Origin of the sequence: Actinoallomurus rhizosphaericola (genome assembly GCF_024055675.1) — a bacterium.
Lineage (GTDB): Bacteria > Actinomycetota > Actinomycetes > Streptosporangiales > Streptosporangiaceae > Actinoallomurus > Actinoallomurus soli.
The window spans coordinates 145,831-162,297 of record NZ_JAMXMW010000005.1 but is presented as its reverse complement, the minus strand read 5'-3'; the positions used below and the strand labels follow the sequence as shown (position 1 = coordinate 162,297).

The following is a 16,467-nucleotide window of genomic DNA, read 5'->3' as shown; positions in this document are numbered from 1 at the left end:
GATGTCCTCAGTACTTCAGCAGGTTCGCGTCGTCGACCGACGAGGACTTCCTGCTCCGGAAGATCGTCATGATGATCGCCAGTCCGACGACGACCTCGGCCGCGGCCACGACCATCACGAAGAACGCGATGATCTGCCCGTCGAGGCTGCCGTGCATACGGGCGAAGCTCACGAACGCCAGGTTGGTGGCGTTGAGCATGAGCTCGACGCACATGAAGACCACGATGGCGTTGCGGCGGATGAGCACGCCGATCCCGCCGATCGTGAACAGGATGGCGGACAGAACCAGATAGTGGCCCGTCACTGTTCCTCCTCCTCGACCTCGACCGGCTTCTCGATCACGGCCTTGACCGTCTTGGTGCCCTCGTGGGCGACCACCTCGGGCGACGCGCCGTGCAGGTCCTCGTGCTCGCCGGTACGGCGCCGGGCGATGACCGGGCTGACCGACAGCTCCGAGATGCTGCCGTCGGGCAGCAGGGCCGGCATGTCGACGGCGTTGTGGCGGGCGTACGTGCCGGGCGGCGGCAGCGGCGAGACGCGGTCGCTCTTGATCCGCTCCTTCGACAGCTGCTTCTGCGTCGGCTTCGGGCGCAGCCGCTCACGGTGGGCGAGGACCATCGCGCCCAGCGCCGCGGTGATCAGCAGGGCGCTGGTCACCTCGAACGCGAAGACGTACTTGGTGAAGATCAGCCGCGCCAGGCCCATGACATTGCCGCCGTTGGCATTGGCGTCCTTCAGGCCGGCCGTCTTCGGCAGCGTCGCGTGGCCGAAGCCGACGAACAGCAGGACCGCGAAGGCGATGCCCACGATCGCGGCGGCGACGCGCTGACCCTTGATCGTCTCGACCAGGGAGTCGGTCGAGCTGACCCCGATGATCATGACGACGAACAGGAACAGCATCAGCACCGCGCCGGTGTAGACGATCACCTGCACGAACGCCAGGAACGGCGCCTCGTTCACGGCGTACAGCACCGCGAGCGAGAACATCACCGCCGCCAGCATCAGCGCCGAGTGCACGGCCTTCCGCGTCAGGATCATGCCGAGGGCCGCCCCGACCGAGACGATCGCGAGGATCCAGAAGATCGCGCTCTCGCCGGTCTGGTGCGCGCCCGCGGCCACTGCCCCGGTCATTTGGCACCGTCCTTGGACTCGCTCTTGGCGCCGAGGCGGTAGTAGTCCTCCTCGGTCTCGCCGAGACGCATCTGGTGCGGCGGGGCCTCCATGCCCTCGGTCAGCGGCGCGAGGAGCATCTCCTTGGTGTAGATGAGGCTCTCGCGGCTGACATCGGCGAGTTCGTACTCATTGGTCATCGTGAGCGCCCGGGTCGGGCACGCCTCGATGCACAGCCCGCAGAGGATGCACCGCAGGTAGTTGATCTGGTAGACGCGGCCGTACCGCTCACCCGGGGAGAACCGCTCCTCCTCGGTGTTGTCGGCGCCCTCGACGTAGATCGCGTCGGCGGGGCACGCCCAGGCGCACAGCTCGCAGCCGACGCACTTCTCCAGGCCGTCGGGCCAGCGGTTCAGCTGGTGCCGGCCGTGGAAGCGCGGTGCCGTCGGCTTCTTGACCTCGGGGTACTCCACCACCTCGGTCTTGCTGAGCATCTGGTGGAACGCGACGCCGAACCCCTTGATCGGGTTCAGGAAATCAAGCACGGGTGGCCTCCGCGGAGTTGGGCGCACGGCCGTTGCCGACGCCGTGGTAGTGCGGCGCGTCGAGCGGCGGCACCGGGAAGCCGCCCGCCATCGGGTCGTGCTCGGCCGCGGCCTCCGTCTCCTCCGGCTGCGCCTCGCTCGCCGAGACCCGCTCCCACAGGAATGACGCGATGAGCAGCAGGACGACGACGATCGCGGCGACGATCATGATCGGGCCGACGTCGTGGTGCTCGTTGCGCAGGGCCCGCACCACCGACACGAACAGGATCCAGCCGAGCGAGACCGGGATGAGGACCTTCCAGCCGAGCTTCATCAGCTGGTCGTAGCGGACCCGCGGCAGGGCCGCGCGCAGCCAGATGAAGAAGAAGGTGAACATCCAGATCTTGATCAGGAACCACAGGACCGGCCACCAGCCGGAGTTGGCCCCGGACCAGAACCAGGTGATCGGCCACGGCGCGCGGTACCCGCCGAGGAACAGCGTCGTGCACAGCGCCGACAGCGTCGTCATGTTCACGTACTCGGCGAGGTAGAACATCATGAACTTCAGCGACGAGTACTCGGTGTGGTAACCGGCGACCAGCTCGCCCTCGCCCTCGGGCAGGTCGAACGGGATACGGCCGGACTCACCCATCATCGTGAAGATGTAGATGATGAACGACGGCAGCAGCAGGATCGCGTACCAGGACGGCGTGTGGAACGTCACCCCGGCGATCTTGAACGCCGTGCCGTGCGCCTGCGCCGCGACGATCTCGGAGGTGGACAGCGTCCCGGCGAACAGGAACACCGCCACGAACGACAGGCCCATCGCGATCTCGTAGGAGATCACCTGGGCGCTGGAGCGCAGACCGCCGAGCAGGGCGTACGGCGACATCGACGACCAGCCCGCGAGCACGAAGCCGTACACGCCGATCGAGGCCATCGCCAGCGGCAGCAGCACCGCGACCGGCAGGTCCGCGAGCTGCAGCGGCGTCTTGTGACCGCCGATCGAGACGACCCCGCCCCACGGGATGACCGAGAAGGACACCATCGCGGGCGCGGCGGCGAGGATGGGCGCGAGGAAGAACACGACCTTGTCCACGCCGCGCGGGACGATGTCCTCCTTCAGCGCGCCCTTGATGCCGTCGAACAGCGCCTGCAGGATGCCGAAGGGGCCGGCGCGGTTCGGGCCCGGACGCAGCTGCATCCGGCCGATGATCCGGCGCTCCGCCCAGACGGTGATGAGCACCGTCAGCAGCAGGAACACGAAGACGACGAGCGCCTTGAGGATGATGATCCACCAAGGGTCGTGCCCGAAGCTGTTCAGCGTGGCGCCCTCGGCGAGGACGTGCGTCTCGCTCATGCGACGCTCCCGTTCTGAATCTTCACGACCGCCCCGGCCGAAACGCCCAGGTCCCGGTGGACCGCGCAGCCCGGGGAGTTCTCGGGGAGCCAGACCACGCGATCCGGCATGTCGACGATCTCCAGCGGCAGGGTGATCTCGCCGTGCGCCGTGGCCACGGTGACCTTCCCGTCCGCCGCGATCTCTTCGGCCGTCGTCGCGCTCAGCCGCGCGACCGGCGTCTTCGCGGTGCCCGCGAGGTACGGCTCGCCGTCCTGCATCCGGCCCGCGTCGAGCAGCATCCGCCAGGTGGCCAGCAGCGCCTCGCCCTTGCGCGGGTCGGCCGGTACGGCCGCGGGCACGCTGGGCAGGCTCGGCCGGTCGCCGCGGAACGCGCCGAGCGCGGCCAGCTCGCGGCGGGCCGCCGCCGAGTCCGGCAGGCCGAGGTGGACGTCGAGCTGGTCGGCGATCGCGGCCAGCACCTTCAGGTCCGACATCACGCCGGGGGTCTTGAGCACGACGTCGAACGGGCGGCCGCGGCCCTCCCAGTTGACGAACGTCCCGGCCTTCTGCGTCACCGTCGCGACCGGCAGCACCACGTCGGCCCGGTCGGTGACCGCGCTGACCCGCTGCTCCAGGCTGACGATGAACGGGGTGTTCTCGAGCGCCTCCAGGGCCCCCGCCGGGTCCGGCAGGTCGTACGGGTCGACGCCGCCGATGAGCAGCGCGTCGATCCCGCCGTCCCGCGCGGCGGCGAGGATGCCCGCCGTGTCGCGGCCCGGCGTCTCCGGCAGCGAGCCCACCGTCCAGGCCCGCGCGACCTCGCCGCGGGCGGCGGCGTCGGTGACCGGGCGGCCGATCGGCAGCAGGGTCGGCAGCGCGCCGGCCTCGATCGCGCCGCGCTCACCGGCCCGGCGCGGGATCCACGCGAGGCGGGCGCCGGTGGCGGCGGCCAGGCGGCCGGCGACCGACAGGGCGCCGGGCACCGCGGCGAGCCGCTCGCCGATGAGGACGATCGCGCCCTCGGCCTTGAGCAGCTCGGCGGCGGCCTTGCCGGTGTCGTCCAGGCCGGTGCCGGTGATCAGGTCGCCGAGCACCTCGGCCTCGGCCCCCGGCGCGGTGGCCAGGAGCGTGCCGGACAGCTTGCGCAGGCCGCGCGTGGCGTACGGCGCGACGGAGTAGACCTTCAGGCCCTTCTTGCGGACCGCCTTGCGGAGCCGCAGGAAGACGATCGGCGACTCCTCCTCCGGCTCGAAGCCGGCCAGCAGCACCGCCGGGGCGTTCTCCAGGTCGGTGTAGGACACCGTGATCGGGCGTCCCGCGACCGTCGCGGCGAGGAACTCGGCCTCCTCGGCCGAATGCGCGCGGGCGCGGAAGTCGATGTCGTTGGTGCCGAGCGCGATCCGGGCGAACTTGCTGTACGCGTAGGCGTCCTCGAGGGTGACGCGACCGCCGGTCAGCACGCCCGCCTTGCCGCGGGCGCGGGCCAGGCCCTCGGCCGCGACGCTCAGCGCCTCCGGCCAGGACGCCGGCTCCAGCACGCCGTCCTCGTTGCGGATCAGCGGGTGGGTCAGGCGGTCGGGCTGGGTGGCGTACGTGAACGCCCACCGGCCCTTGTCGCAGTTCCACTCCTCGTTGACCTGCGGGTCGTCACCGGCCAGCCGCCGCGTCACCTTGCCGCGCCGGTGGTCGGTGCGCTGGGCGCAGCCGGAGGCGCAGTGCTCGCAGACGCTCGGCGTCGACACCAGGTCGAACGGCCGGGAGCGGAAGCGGTACGCCGCGCCGGTCAGCGCGCCGACCGGGCAGATCTGCACCGTGTTGCCGGAGAAGTAGGACTGGAACGGCTCGTCCGTGGCCGCGCCGACCTGCTCCTTGGCGCCGCGCTCGAACAGGTCGATGAACGCGTCGCCGGCGATCTGGTCGGAGAACCGCGTGCAGCGGGCGCACTGGATGCACCGCTCGCGGTCCAGCAGGACCTCGGTGGACAGCGCGACCGGCTTCGGGAACGTCCGCTTCGTCTCGACGAACCGGGACTCGCCACGGCCGTTGGACATCGCCTGGTTCTGCAGGGGGCACTCGCCGCCCTTGTCGCAGATCGGGCAGTCCAGTGGGTGGTTGATCAGCAGCAGCTCCATCACGCCGTGCTGGGCCTTGTCGGCCACCGGCGAGGTGAGCTGCGTCTTGATCACCATGTTCGGCATGACCGTGGTGGTGCAGGACGCCTGCGGCTTGGGCATCGGCCGCCCGTTGCCGGCGTCCGGGATCTCCACCAGGCACTGCCGGCAGGCCCCGATCGGGTCGAGCAGCGGGTGGTCGCAGAACCGCGGGATCTGGATGCCGAGCAGCTCGGCGGCCCGGATGATCAGCGTGCCCTTCGGAACGCTGATCTCGAAGCCGTCGATCGTGACGGTGACCAGGTCCTCGCGCTTCTCGACCCCGGTGCTGTCGCTGGTGACGGTCACTTAACACCTGCCCACGCGGTCGAGGCGGCCCGGTCGAAGGGACAGCCGCCCTGTTCGAAGTGCTGGATGTACTCGTCCCGGAAGTACTGGATGGACGAGGTCACCGGGCTGGTCGCGCCGTCGCCGAGGGCGCAGAACGACCGGCCGAGGATGTTGTCCGACAGGTCCAGGAGGGTGTCGAGGTCCTTCTCGCTGCCCTCGCCCTTCTCCAGGCGCTTGAGCATCTGCTTGTACCAGTAGGTGCCCTCGCGGCACGGCGTGCACTTGCCGCACGACTCGTGCGCGTAGAACTCGCTCCAGCGCAGCACCGCCCGTACGACGCAGGTCGTGTCGTCGAAGAGCTGCAGCGCGCGGGTGCCGAGCATGGAGCCGGCCGCGCCGACGGACTCGAAGTCCAGCGGCACGTCGAGGTGCTCGTCGGTGAACAGCGGCGTCGACGAGCCGCCCGGCGTCCAGAACTTCAGCCGGCGGCCGTTCCGCATGCCGCCCGCCATGTCGAGCAGCTCGCGGAGCGTGATGCCCAGCGGCGCCTCGTACTGGCCGGGCCGCGTGACGTGGCCGGACAGGCTGAAGATGCCGAAGCCCTTGGACTTCTCGGTGCCCATCGAGGCGAACCAGTCGGCGCCGTTCGCGATGATGCCGGGAACACTCGCGATCGACTCGACGTTGTTGATCACAGTCGGGCCGCCGTAGAGGCCGGCCACCGCCGGGAAGGGAGGCTTGAGCCGGGGTTGACCGCGGTAGCCCTCGAGCGAGTCGAGCAGCGCCGTCTCCTCGCCGCAGATGTACGCGCCGGCGCCGGAGTGGACGACGAGCTCCAGGTCGAAGCCGGAGCCGAGGATGTTCGTGCCGAGGTAGCCCGCCTCGTACGCGTCGGCGACCGCCTGCTGGAGGCGGCGGATGACGTGCAGCACCTCACCGCGCACGTAGATGAACGCGTGGTTCGCGCGGATCGCGAACGCGCTGATGATGATGCCCTCGACCAGCACGTGCGGGTTGGCCATCATCAGCGGGATGTCCTTGCACGTGCCCGGCTCGGACTCGTCCGCGTTGACGACGAGGTAGTGCGGCTTGCCGTCGCCCTGCGGGATGAAGCCCCACTTCAGGCCGGTCGGGAAGCCCGCGCCGCCACGGCCGCGAAGACCGGAGTCCTTCACCGCCTGGATGATGTCGTCCGGGTTCATGCCCAGGGCCGTGCGGAACGCCTGGTACCCGCCGGCGTTCTCGTACCCGCGCAGGGTGAACGAGTCCGCCTGGTCCCACGTCTTGGTGAGGATCGGGGTCAGAGTCGTCGTCATTTGGTGGTCTCCTCGGCCTCAGGAGCGGTCCAGCCCTCGCGCTTGGCCAGTTCGAGACCGACCAGCGACTCCGGCCCGGCCTGCACGCCCTCGCCGGCGCGGCCGTCGTTGAAGCCCGCGAGCACCCGCGACGCCTGCTTCCAGGTGCACACCGAGCCCGGGCCGCGGGTCGGCGCGACCGGCTTGCCGGCCCGCAGGTCGTCGACGAGCTGCTTGGCCTTCTCCGGCGTCATGTCGTCGAAGAACTCCCAGTTGACCATCATCACGGGAGCGAAGTCGCAGGCCGCGTTGCACTCGAGACGCTCGAGGCTGATCTTGCCGTCCGGGGTCGCCTCGTCGTGACCGACGCCGACGTGCTCGGACAGCTCCTCCCAGATCTGGTCGCCGCCCATGATCGCGCACAGCGTGTTGATGCAGACGCCGACGTGGTACTCGCCGACCGGCTCGCGCTTGTACTGCGTGTAGAACGTCGCGACGCCGGTGACCTGCGCGGGCGTGATGCCCAGCATGTCGGCGCAGAACTGGATGCCGTCCTCGCTGACGTACCCGACCTCGGACTGCACGAGGTGCAGCATCGGCAGCAGCGCCGACCGCGGCTTCGGATACTTGGCGATGATCTCCTTGGCATCCCGTTCGAGCCGCTCAAGAACCTCTGGCTCGAAACTCATCGGTCGACTCCCCCCATCACCGGGTCGATGCTGGCCACCGCGGCGATGACGTCGGCGACCTGGCCGCCCTCGGACATCGCCGGGGCCGCCTGCAGGTTGGTGAACGACGGGTCGCGGAAGTGCACGCGGTACGGGCGGGTGCCGCCGTCGCTGACCGCGTGACAGCCGAGCTCGCCGCGCGGCGACTCCACCGCGGCGTACACCTGGCCGGCCGGAACGCGGAATCCCTCGGTCACCAGCTTGAAGTGGTGGATGAGGGCCTCCATGGACTGGCCCATGATGTGCGCGATGTGGTTCGGCGAGTTGCCCGTGCCGTCCGGCCCCAGCGCGAGCTGCGCCGGCCAGCCGATCTTCTTGTCCTGGACCATCACCGGGCCCGACTTGGCCGAGCCGGAGCTCAGCCGGTCGAGGCACTGCTCGATGATCTTCAGGGACTCTTCCATCTCCGCCATGCGCACGAGGTACCGGCCGTACACGTCGCACGTGTCCACGGTCGGCACGTCGAACTCGTACGTCTCGTAACCGCAGTACGGCTGGGTCTTGCGCAGGTCCCACGGCAGGCCCGCGGCGCGCAGGACCGGGCCGGTGACGCCGAGCGCCATGCAGCCGGTCAGGTCGAGGTAGGCGATGTCCTTGGTCCGCGCGACGAAGACGGGGTTCGCGTCGAGGAGCTTGCGCAGCTGCTTGAGCCGGCCCTTCTCCCGCTTGACGAAGTCACCGATCTTGTCGATGGCGCCCGGCGGCAGGTCCTGGGCGACGCCGCCCGGCCGGATGTAGGCCATGTTCATGCGCAGGCCCGCGACCATCTCGAAGATGTCGAGGGCGTACTCACGCTCGATGAACCCGTTGAGCATGACGGTGGTCGCGCCGAGCTCGAGGCCGAACGTCGCGATCGCGACCAGGTGCGAGGAGATCCGGTTGACCTCCATCATCATCACGCGGATGACCTGCGCCCGCTCGGGGACGTCGTCGGTGATGCCGAGCAGCTTCTCCACCGCGAGGCAGTACGCCGCCTCGTTGAACAGCGGCGAGAGGTAGTCCATGCGGGTGCAGAACGTGGTCCCCTGGGTCCACGTCCGGTACTCCATGTTCTTCTCGATGCCGGTGTGGAGGTAGCCGATGCCCAGCCGGGCCTCGTCGACCGTCTCGCCGTCGAGCGTCAGGATGAGCCGGAGCACGCCGTGGGTCGACGGGTGCTGCGGACCCATGTTGACGACCATGCGGTCCTCGTCGCCGGACGCCGCTGCGTCCACGACCTCGTTCCAGTCCTGGCCGTTGACGTTGTAGACGGTGCCCTCGGCGGCCTCGCCCGTGCCGTAGGCGTCGTAATCCGTGGCGGTCATACGTACGACCTCCTCTCGTCGGGCGGGGGCACCTTGGCCCCGCGGTACTCGACGGGGATGCCGCCGAGCGGGTAGTCCTTGCGCTGCGGGTGGCCCTGCCAGTCGTCCGGCATCATGATCCGGGTGAGCGCCGGGTGGCCGTCGAAGACGATCCCGAACAGGTCGTACGTCTCGCGCTCGTGCCAGTCGTTGGTCGGGTAGACCTTGACCAGCGACGGGATGTGCGGGTCCGCGTCGGGGGCGGTGACCTCGAGCCGGACGCGCCGGTTGTGGGTCATCGACAGCAGCGGGTACACCGCGTGCAGCTCCGAACCGGTCTCGGCCGGGTAGTGCACGCCGGACACGCCGGTGCACAGCTCGAAGCGCAGCGCCGGGTCGTCGCGCAGCACCTGGGCGACCTGCGCCAGGTGCTCGCGGCGGACGACGAGGGTCAGCTCGCCGCGGTCCACGACGACGCGCTCGATCGCCTCGCCGAACTCGGGGTAGGCGCGCTCCAGCGCGTCCGCGATCTCGTCGAACTCGCCCTCGGCGCCGGTCGTGCGCGGACCGCCGTACGGGCGCGGGCTGGAGACCTTGGGCGACTGCCGGACGACGAGCCGGCCGTAGCCGGAGGTGTCGCCGGTCGTCTTGGCGCCGAACATGCCCATCCGGGCGATCGGCTGCTCGCGCCGGTCCTCCTCGGCGTGCGCCGGGAGCTGGTCGGCGGCCTGCTCGGCCTGCTGCTCAGGGTGCTGTGAAGTCATGACACCACCTCGGGCTGGTCCAGGAGCGGGAGCTGGCGGAGCCGGGCCTTCTCCAGCTCCTCGATCTCCCGCTTGCGGTGCACGCCCAGCTTGGTGTTCTGGATCTTGTCGTGCAGCTTGAGGATCGCGTCGAGCAGCATCTCCGGGCGCGGCGGGCAGCCGGGCAGGTAGATGTCGACCGGCACGATGTGGTCGACGCCCTGGACGATCGCGTAGTTGTTGAACATGCCGCCGGAGGAGGCGCACACGCCCATCGCGATGACCCACTTGGGCGAGGCCATCTGGTCGTAGATCTGCCGGAGGACGGGGGCCATCTTCTGGCTCACCCGGCCGGCGACGATCATCAGGTCGGCCTGCCGCGGCGAGCCCGAGGCGCGCTCCATGCCCCACCGGGAGAAGTCGTGGCGCGGGTCGCCGGTCGCCATCATCTCGATGGCGCAGCAGGCCAGACCGAACGTCGCCGGCCAGACCGAGCTCTTGCGCGCCAGGCCGATGACCTGCTCGACCGTGGTCAGCAGGACGCCTGCGGGGAGTTTCTCTTCAAGACCCATTGTCAGTCCCACTCCAGACCACCGCGACGCCACACGTAGGCGTACGCGATGAGGACGGTGACGATGAAGAGCACCATTTCGACGAGACCGAACAGCCCCATGTGGTCGAAGGCGACCGCCCAGGGGTAGAGGAAGATGATCTCGATGTCGAAGACGATGAACAGCATCGCGGTCAGGTAGTACTTCACCGGGAAGCGGCCACCGCCGACCGGCTGCGGCGTCGGTTCGATGCCGCATTCGTACGCTTCGAGACGTGCGCGGTTCCAGCGCTTGGGACCTGTGAAGGACCCCATGATGACCGAACCCACGGCGAACAGCAGCGCGAGCGCGCCGAGTACGACAATAGGAACGTAGAGGTTCAAATCCCTACACCCCCCTCTTGGTGTTGCCTTCGAGCGCGCCACCGGCGCGGCACGGCCGCGGTCCAGAGGCGGGATTCCCAATCCTAGGCAGGGCGATCATCATTTCTTCTCTCGTCTCACGCCGCCGGAGCCATTTTCGACATCGCGTTGATGACGCGGTCCATCGCGTCGCCGCCCCGCGGATCGGTCAGGTTGGCGAGCAGCTTGAGCGTGAACCTCATCAGCGTCGGGTGCGGCATGCCATGGCGCGTCGCGAACTTCATGATCCGCGGATCGCCGATCGCCTTCACGAAGATCCGGCCGATCGTGTAGTAGCCGCCGTAGGCCTCCTTGAGCACGCGCGGGTAGTCGTGCAGGGCACGCTCGCGCTGCGCGGGGGTCGGCCGGGCCAGAGCCTGGGCGATGATCTCGGCGGCCATCTCGCCGGACTCCATCGCGTACGCGATGCCCTCGCCGTTGAACGGGTTGATCATGCCGCCGGCGTCACCGACGAGCAGGAGGCCGCGGGTGTAGTGCGGGGTCCGGTTGAAACCCATCGGCAGGGCCGCGCCGCGCACCGGGCCGGTGGCGTTGTCCTCCTGGTAGCCCCACTCCTCCGGCATCCCGGCGAGCCAGCTGCGCAGGAGTGCACGGTAGTCGACGTTCTTGAACGCCTCGCTGGTGTTGAGCAGGCCGAGGCCGACGTTGGAGGTGCCGTCGCCGACGCCGAAGATCCAGCCGTAGCCGGGCAGCAGGCGGTCACCGTCCCACAGCTCCAGCCAGGACTCGAGGAAGTCGTCGTCGTGGCGCGGGCTCGTGTAGTAGCGCCGGACCGCCACGCCGATCGGCCGGTCGTCGCGCTTGCGCAGGCCCATCGCGAGCGAGAGCCGCGTGGAGTTGCCGTCCGCCGCGACGACGAGCGGCGCCTTGTAGGTCACCTCGCCGTCGGCGGTCTTCGCGACGACGCCGGTGATCCGGCCGGTGCGGTCGTCGAGGACCGGGCCGGTGACGTTGGTGTTCATGTGGAGCTTGACGCCGGCGGCGACGGCGCGCTCGGCGAGGATCTGGTCGAAGTCCATCCGCGTGCGGACCAGGCCGTAGTCGGGGTAGCTCGCCAGGTCCGGCCAGGGCAGTTCGAGCCGGACGCCGCCGCCGATGATCCGCAGCCCCTTGTTGCGGATCCAGCCGGGCGCGTCGATGTCGACGCCCATCTTCACCAGCTGCTTGACCGCACGGGGGGTCAGGCCGTCACCGCACACCTTCTCGCGCGGGAAGGTCGTCTTCTCCAGCAGCAGAACGTTGAGACCCGCCTGCGCCAGGTGGTAGGCAGTGGTCGAGCCCGCCGGGCCCGCGCCGACGACGATGACGTCGGCTTCGGTCTCGGGGTCCTTCTGCGTTGTGGACACTGGCTCGGTCACGGGATTCCTTCGGGTGCACGGTTTCGGTTGTGCGCCCCTGAGTCGGGGGCTGCCGCGACGGATCGTACGGGGCTGCGTGGAGCCGGGTGCGACCCGGGGTGGCTCTCTTTGTTCTTTTGTGAAGCGCTTCACAAGCTCCCTACACCGTGAGTGTAGACCGTGCCTCTCGATGCTCGGGAACCATGCGCGCTGCCCGATCGTACGCGCCTGCCCGCGTGCCGCGTTAACCGGCCGCTTGCGTACGCTTACTTCTCATGACGCGGGCATCCCTGGACAAGCGACCCGCGGAGGTGGCGGCGATGTTCGACCGCACCGCCGCGCGCTACGACCTGCTCAACGACCTGATGACGGGCGGCCTCGACCGGCTGTGGCGGCGCGAGGTCGTCAAGGCGCTCGACGTGCGCGCCGGCGAACGGGTCCTCGACCTCGCCGCCGGCACGGGCACCTCGTCCGTCCCGTTCGCCGAGGCGGGGGCGCACACCACCGCCTGCGACTTCTCGTTCGGCATGCTGCGGGAGGGCGTGCGCCGCAACGGGTACGCGGGCGTGCGGTTCGTGGCCGGGGACGCGCTGCGCCTCCCGTTCGCCGACGAGTCCTTCGACGCGGTGACGATCTCCTTCGGCATCCGCAACGTGAGCGACACGGTCCGGGCGCTGGCCGAGATGCGCCGGGTGACGAGGCCGGGCGGGCGGCTGCTCGTCTGCGAGGTCAGCCGGCCGCCGAACCCGGTGCTGCGGACCCTGCACGGCCTGCACCTGAAGGTCGGCCTGCCGCTGATGGCGAAGGTCAGCTCGAACCCCGACTCCTACCACTACCTCGCGGAGTCGACGGCGGCCTGGCACGACCAGGCGGGGTTCGCCCGGCTCATCCAGGACGCCGGCTGGACCTCGGTCCGCTGGCGCAACCTGACGTTCGGCGCGGTGGCCCTGCACCACGCCGTCCGCTGACCGGTGAGTCAGGCGCTGGGCTCCCGGTCGTCCTGACGGGTCGTCGACGAGGGCGCCGGGACGTCCTTCTTCGTGGCGTCCTCGTCGTCCTCGTCCTCGCGGGCGGCGCCGGCGGCGAGGTTCTCCCGCATCCGGGCGGCGCGCTCGGTGACGGAGGACGAGACGGCGTCGCGCTGACGTGACAGCAGGACGAAGCTGATGACGCCGCTGATCAGGATGGCCAGCGCGAGGAGCAGGAACCCACGCGCTCCGGCCAGGAACAGCACTCCGGCGGTCGCGCCGAACAGCGCCAGCCGGGCAAGGGTGTAAACGAGTACGGAACGCATGACGTTCTGAGACTATCCCCCCTTCGCGGGAGTCGGTCCGGGGCCCGGCCCGCCGGTCCCCGGACCACGAGCGTCGGTTCCGCTCGGACCGTCGGTGTCTCCCGGGCCGTCAGTTCCGCTCGGGCTGCTCCGGCTCGGCGAGGATCTCCGCGTACAGGGCCGGGTCCACGTTGCCGCCGGAGACGATGGCGACGTGACGCCGGGGGCGTCCCGTGTGGTGCCGTCCGCGCGACCCGGTCGCCGCCAGGTGCCCGGCCGTCGCCACCGCTCCGCCCGGCTCGGCGACCAGGCCCGCGCGGCGGGCGAGCAGCCGCATCGCGGAACGGATCTCGTCCTCGGAGACCACGATGACGTCGTCGACGTACGCGCGGATGTGCTCGAAGGGCCGTTCGCCGAGGCGCTCGACGCGCAGGGCGTCGGCGATGGTCCGGCTCGTCTCGGCGGCCGGCCAGCCGATCCGGCGGCCGACGCGGAAGGAGTCGCGCGCGTCGGCGGCCAGCGCGGGCTCCACGCCGATGACCTTGGTCTCGGGGCGCTTCGCCTTGATCGCCGTGGCGACGCCGGCGATGAGGCCGCCCCCGCTGATCGGCACGAAGACCGCGTCGGCCTCGGGCTCGTCCTCGAGGATCTCCAGGCCGATCGTGCCCTGTCCCGCGATGATCCGCGCGTCGTCGAACGGCGGGATGAGCGCGTACCCGTGCGCGCCGGCCAGCCGGTCGGCCGTCTCCACCCGGGCCTCCATGGTCGGCTCGACGTAGACGATCTCGGCGCCGAGCGCGCGGCAGGCGTCGGCCTTCACGGCCGGGATCGTGTGCGGGACGACGAGAACGGCGGGGATGCCGAGCACGTGCGCGGCGTAGGCCACCGCCTGGGCGTGGTTGCCGCTGGAGTGCGCGATGACGCCGTTCTTACGCTCCTCCTCGGGCAGTGCGCTGACCGCGGCGTACGCGCCGCGGAGCTTGAAGGAGCCGACCGGCTGCAGCGACTCGGCCTTCAGCAGGAGCGGGGCCGAGGGCGCCGTGCCGCGGAGCGGCACCAGGGGGGTGCGCATCGCCACCCCGGACAGCCGCCGGGCGGCGTCCTCGATCTCCTCCGGTGTTACAAGATCGGACATAGCGAGCACCCTACGTGGCTCCGGGGCGTCACTGTGGGCGACAGGTCGATCGTCCGACCGGAGGGCCGCAACTGATCCGTCACGTCCAGTCATTACTGCATGTCACAAAACTACGCAGCGTGATGTTTTCCGAAAACAAGGGAGAAATCGGTCTTGACACGGCAGACTGAGAAACAGTCCACCCGCGACGAGAGCGGGACAAAGGGGGAGAGAAAACGTGGAGAGTACGAGCGAGCGCCTGCTGACCCCGGGTGAGGTCGCCGCCCTGTTCCGGGTCGACCCGAAAACGGTAACACGCTGGGCAGCGGCCGGTCGGATCAGCAGCATCCGGACGCCGGGGGGGCACCGTCGTTTCCGGGAATCCGAGGTGCACGCACTACTGAGGGGCGAGGAGCCGGTCGAGTCCTCCGTACGCAGCGAACTCAGCCGGTAGACGGTCGACGGCGGCGACCGGACCTCGCCGTCATCCCTCCGCCTGTCAGGCCCGTCACTCCTCCGCCTGCCGGGCCTTGAACTCCTCGAATTCGGCGCGCAGCGCCTCGTCGTCCTCGCGCCAGCGACGTCGCTTCTCGGCCATCTCCTCTTCCGAGATCGACTCCGCGAGAAGTCGCTGGTAGTCGGGGTCTTCCGGGCCGATCTCCACATAGGCCTGGCCGATCACGCTCCCCGTCCCTCCGTGCGCCCGCCGTCCGGGTGCCAGCACGCTCGCGGGCACCCGCAGGTTCCCGCCGGGGAGCCTGATCACGTACATCGCGCCATCACCTAAATCCCGTATTTGCGGTTGAAGAAAAGCATTACGTTGAGCGCTGTTCGGGTATCCCCGCCGAGCATGTCGACAAGCGCCGGCCGTTGGCGGGACGCGATCGCCGCGAAGGCGTCCGCGAAGAACTCGTGACGGCCCAGATCTTCCGCCTGCCGGTGAAACTCACTCTCCAAGTGTGGAAGACATTGGGCGTACAGCGCACGGAACTCCGGACTGTCGGACTGCCATTGTCGGCCGCTCTCATCGGTCATCGTGCCGTCGATGTCGTCAAGAGCGTGCCCAATCTCGTGCAGCATCACGTCTGGAGTCGGTGACGGACGGTCACCGACGACGATGGTGCGGTCCCCGTACGCCCCCGCGCAGATGTCCCAGGTCGCCTTGCCCGACGGCAGGGGCTCGCCCCGGAGGTAGGCCATGTCGTCGAGGTCCGGCACGCCGCCGGAGCCCACGTAGATGCCGTTCAGGCTCTCGGCCAGCTTGTCCTTCAGCACGTCGGGCAGCTCGGCGAGGCTGTCCACGGCCCGCACGACGTCCGGGGAGACCGGCTCCCCGTCGGCGGGCCACTGGCGGTAGAGGATGTCCTCGAGCGATCCGCAGTGCCGGCGTCCGTCCCGTACGTCGGGCGCGTCGGGCGAGTGCGGCGCCGCGCGCGGGAGCTCGTCGTCGAGCTCGAAGTCGCGCCAGGTGTAGCGCGCCTCGGCCGGCCGGTCGGGCGTCTTCGGCCGGTCGGGCAGCGGGGTGTCCGCGCGGTCCGTGAGCCGCCGTTCCTCGTCCGGGCGCAGCTTGCGGAAGCGGCCGAGCGCGTCTCTGGGCTGCAGGCGGCGCGGACGGGCGACGTGGCGTTCGGCGGGCGCCGTCCGATCGGCGTCTCCGGCGGAGTCCTTGCTCCGGCGGTGGCGCCCGGTCCGGGACTCGGCGGCCGGCGCCTCGGGCTGCTGGCGACGGTTCACCCGGTAACGCATGACACGGCCCCTCGCCTCGGCTAAGCGGAAGCGTAAGCCAGCCTCCGTCCGCCCGTCATCCCCACCGCCGGCGATCCGGCGTCCCGCCGCACCCCCGTACGGCCACCTTCAAGACCCGATGCGGTCACCTCTGCGGTGGCGTTCAGGTGGGCGGGTTACCCTGCGAGCATGCTCGTCCTTGCCGTCGTGCTCGTCCTTGTCGCACTCGGCGTGTGGCTTTTCTGCCTATTTGAGGTCCTGTCGACCGATGAGACCGAAACTCGGCATTTGCCGAAGTTCGCGTGGTTCCTCATTGTGTTGCTGGGTTTCGAACTCGGCGCGATCGCCTGGCTGCTCTTCGGCCGGCGCCGCAGGTTCGTGACGGCCGGCGTTACCGCGTGGCCGCCGGAGTTCCTCACCTCGCGGGAGTTCGGCCGGGACGATCCGGGGCCGGCGGACCGGCGCGGCCCGCTCGGCCCGGACGACGACCCGGAGTTCCTCCGCCAGCTGGACCGCCGCCTCCGCGGCGAGGAGTCCTAGATAGATCTCAAAGGCCCCGGCGCCGTGACGGCGGCCGGG

General features: G+C 70.0%; 19 protein-coding genes. 3 read left to right on the top strand and 16 right to left on the bottom strand.

Features of this window, described 5'->3' with window-relative positions; translation table 11 throughout:
- Window positions 1-7: 7 nt before the first annotated feature.
- From nuoK to NE234_RS14255, 12 genes are all read right to left on the bottom strand, one after another.
- On the bottom strand, window positions 8-304 hold the full coding sequence (gene nuoK, locus NE234_RS14310) for an NADH-quinone oxidoreductase subunit NuoK (RefSeq protein ID WP_252779706.1): 297 nt from the start codon (window positions 302-304) through the stop codon (window positions 8-10).
- Window positions 301-1,131 carry an NADH-quinone oxidoreductase subunit J gene (locus NE234_RS14305; protein WP_252779674.1) on the bottom strand — a complete coding sequence of 277 codons (831 nt, stop codon included), beginning with the start codon at window positions 1,129-1,131 and terminating at the stop codon, window positions 301-303. Before NE234_RS14305 ends, nuoK begins: the two co-directional genes overlap by 4 nt.
- On the bottom strand, window positions 1,128-1,655 hold the full coding sequence (nuoI, locus tag NE234_RS14300) for an NADH-quinone oxidoreductase subunit NuoI (protein WP_252779663.1): 528 nt from the start codon (window positions 1,653-1,655) through the stop codon (window positions 1,128-1,130). The genes NE234_RS14305 and nuoI overlap by 4 nt, the downstream gene beginning before the upstream one ends.
- On the bottom strand, window positions 1,648-2,994 hold the full coding sequence (nuoH, locus tag NE234_RS14295) for an NADH-quinone oxidoreductase subunit NuoH (protein ID WP_252779649.1): 1,347 nt from the start codon (window positions 2,992-2,994) through the stop codon (window positions 1,648-1,650). The genes nuoI and nuoH overlap by 8 nt, the downstream gene beginning before the upstream one ends.
- Complete coding sequence (locus tag NE234_RS14290; RefSeq protein ID WP_252779646.1) at window positions 2,991-5,435, bottom strand: NADH-quinone oxidoreductase subunit G; 2,445 nt, start codon at window positions 5,433-5,435, stop codon at window positions 2,991-2,993. The genes nuoH and NE234_RS14290 overlap by 4 nt, the downstream gene beginning before the upstream one ends.
- A complete protein-coding gene (gene nuoF, locus NE234_RS14285; protein WP_252779643.1) occupies window positions 5,432-6,733 on the bottom strand; it encodes an NADH-quinone oxidoreductase subunit NuoF in 1,302 nt (433 codons plus the stop codon). The genes NE234_RS14290 and nuoF overlap by 4 nt, the downstream gene beginning before the upstream one ends.
- Window positions 6,730-7,401, bottom strand: coding sequence for an NADH-quinone oxidoreductase subunit NuoE (gene nuoE, locus NE234_RS14280; protein ID WP_252779641.1), 672 nt, complete (start codon window positions 7,399-7,401; stop codon window positions 6,730-6,732). The genes nuoF and nuoE overlap by 4 nt, the downstream gene beginning before the upstream one ends.
- Window positions 7,398-8,744 carry an NADH-quinone oxidoreductase subunit D gene (locus NE234_RS14275; protein WP_252779638.1) on the bottom strand — a complete coding sequence of 449 codons (1,347 nt, stop codon included), beginning with the start codon at window positions 8,742-8,744 and terminating at the stop codon, window positions 7,398-7,400. Before NE234_RS14275 ends, nuoE begins: the two co-directional genes overlap by 4 nt.
- The gene (locus NE234_RS14270; RefSeq protein WP_252779636.1) at window positions 8,741-9,487 is read right to left on the bottom strand and encodes an NADH-quinone oxidoreductase subunit C; all 747 of its coding nucleotides are present in this window, start codon (window positions 9,485-9,487) and stop codon (window positions 8,741-8,743) included. Before NE234_RS14270 ends, NE234_RS14275 begins: the two co-directional genes overlap by 4 nt.
- Complete coding sequence (locus NE234_RS14265) at window positions 9,484-10,038, bottom strand: NuoB/complex I 20 kDa subunit family protein (RefSeq protein WP_252779634.1); 555 nt, start codon at window positions 10,036-10,038, stop codon at window positions 9,484-9,486. Before NE234_RS14265 ends, NE234_RS14270 begins: the two co-directional genes overlap by 4 nt.
- Before the next feature lie 2 nt (window positions 10,039-10,040).
- Window positions 10,041-10,400: an NADH-quinone oxidoreductase subunit A gene (locus NE234_RS14260; RefSeq protein WP_252779618.1), complete on the bottom strand. Its 360-nt coding sequence runs from the start codon at window positions 10,398-10,400 to the stop codon at window positions 10,041-10,043.
- A 116-nt stretch (window positions 10,401-10,516) separates the two neighbouring features.
- Window positions 10,517-11,797, bottom strand: a complete 1,281-nt coding sequence (locus NE234_RS14255) for a geranylgeranyl reductase family protein (protein ID WP_252779606.1) — start codon at window positions 11,795-11,797, stop codon at window positions 10,517-10,519.
- Window positions 11,798-12,051: 254 nt separating this feature from the next.
- Here NE234_RS14255 and NE234_RS14250 point away from each other — a divergent pair, with 254 nt between their 5' ends.
- A complete protein-coding gene (locus tag NE234_RS14250) occupies window positions 12,052-12,744 on the top strand; it encodes a demethylmenaquinone methyltransferase (protein ID WP_252779603.1) in 693 nt (230 codons plus the stop codon).
- An 8-nt stretch (window positions 12,745-12,752) separates the two neighbouring features.
- Here the strand turns inward: NE234_RS14250 and NE234_RS14245 are convergent, their stop codons facing one another.
- On the bottom strand, window positions 12,753-13,070 hold the full coding sequence (locus tag NE234_RS14245) for a DUF4229 domain-containing protein (protein WP_252779601.1): 318 nt from the start codon (window positions 13,068-13,070) through the stop codon (window positions 12,753-12,755).
- Between the two features lie 109 nt (window positions 13,071-13,179).
- Window positions 13,180-14,184, bottom strand: coding sequence for a threonine ammonia-lyase (locus NE234_RS14240; protein ID WP_252779589.1), 1,005 nt, complete (start codon window positions 14,182-14,184; stop codon window positions 13,180-13,182).
- Window positions 14,185-14,401: 217 nt separating this feature from the next.
- Between NE234_RS14240 and NE234_RS14235 the strand changes: the two genes are divergently transcribed.
- Window positions 14,402-14,617: a BldC family transcriptional regulator gene (locus NE234_RS14235; RefSeq protein ID WP_252779585.1), complete on the top strand. Its 216-nt coding sequence runs from the start codon at window positions 14,402-14,404 to the stop codon at window positions 14,615-14,617.
- Between the two features lie 54 nt (window positions 14,618-14,671).
- On the opposite strand, the gene NE234_RS14230 is transcribed toward NE234_RS14235, so the two are convergent.
- Together NE234_RS14230 and NE234_RS14225 are read right to left on the bottom strand one after the other, a co-directional pair.
- Window positions 14,672-14,935 carry a hypothetical protein gene (locus tag NE234_RS14230; protein WP_252779542.1) on the bottom strand — a complete coding sequence of 88 codons (264 nt, stop codon included), beginning with the start codon at window positions 14,933-14,935 and terminating at the stop codon, window positions 14,672-14,674.
- An 11-nt stretch (window positions 14,936-14,946) separates the two neighbouring features.
- The gene (locus tag NE234_RS14225; protein WP_252779539.1) at window positions 14,947-15,909 is read right to left on the bottom strand and encodes a hypothetical protein; all 963 of its coding nucleotides are present in this window, start codon (window positions 15,907-15,909) and stop codon (window positions 14,947-14,949) included.
- Between the two features lie 168 nt (window positions 15,910-16,077).
- Here NE234_RS14225 and NE234_RS14220 point away from each other — a divergent pair, with 168 nt between their 5' ends.
- Window positions 16,078-16,428: a PLD nuclease N-terminal domain-containing protein gene (locus tag NE234_RS14220; RefSeq protein ID WP_252779537.1), complete on the top strand. Its 351-nt coding sequence runs from the start codon at window positions 16,078-16,080 to the stop codon at window positions 16,426-16,428.
- The last annotated feature ends 39 nt before the right edge of the window (window positions 16,429-16,467 follow it).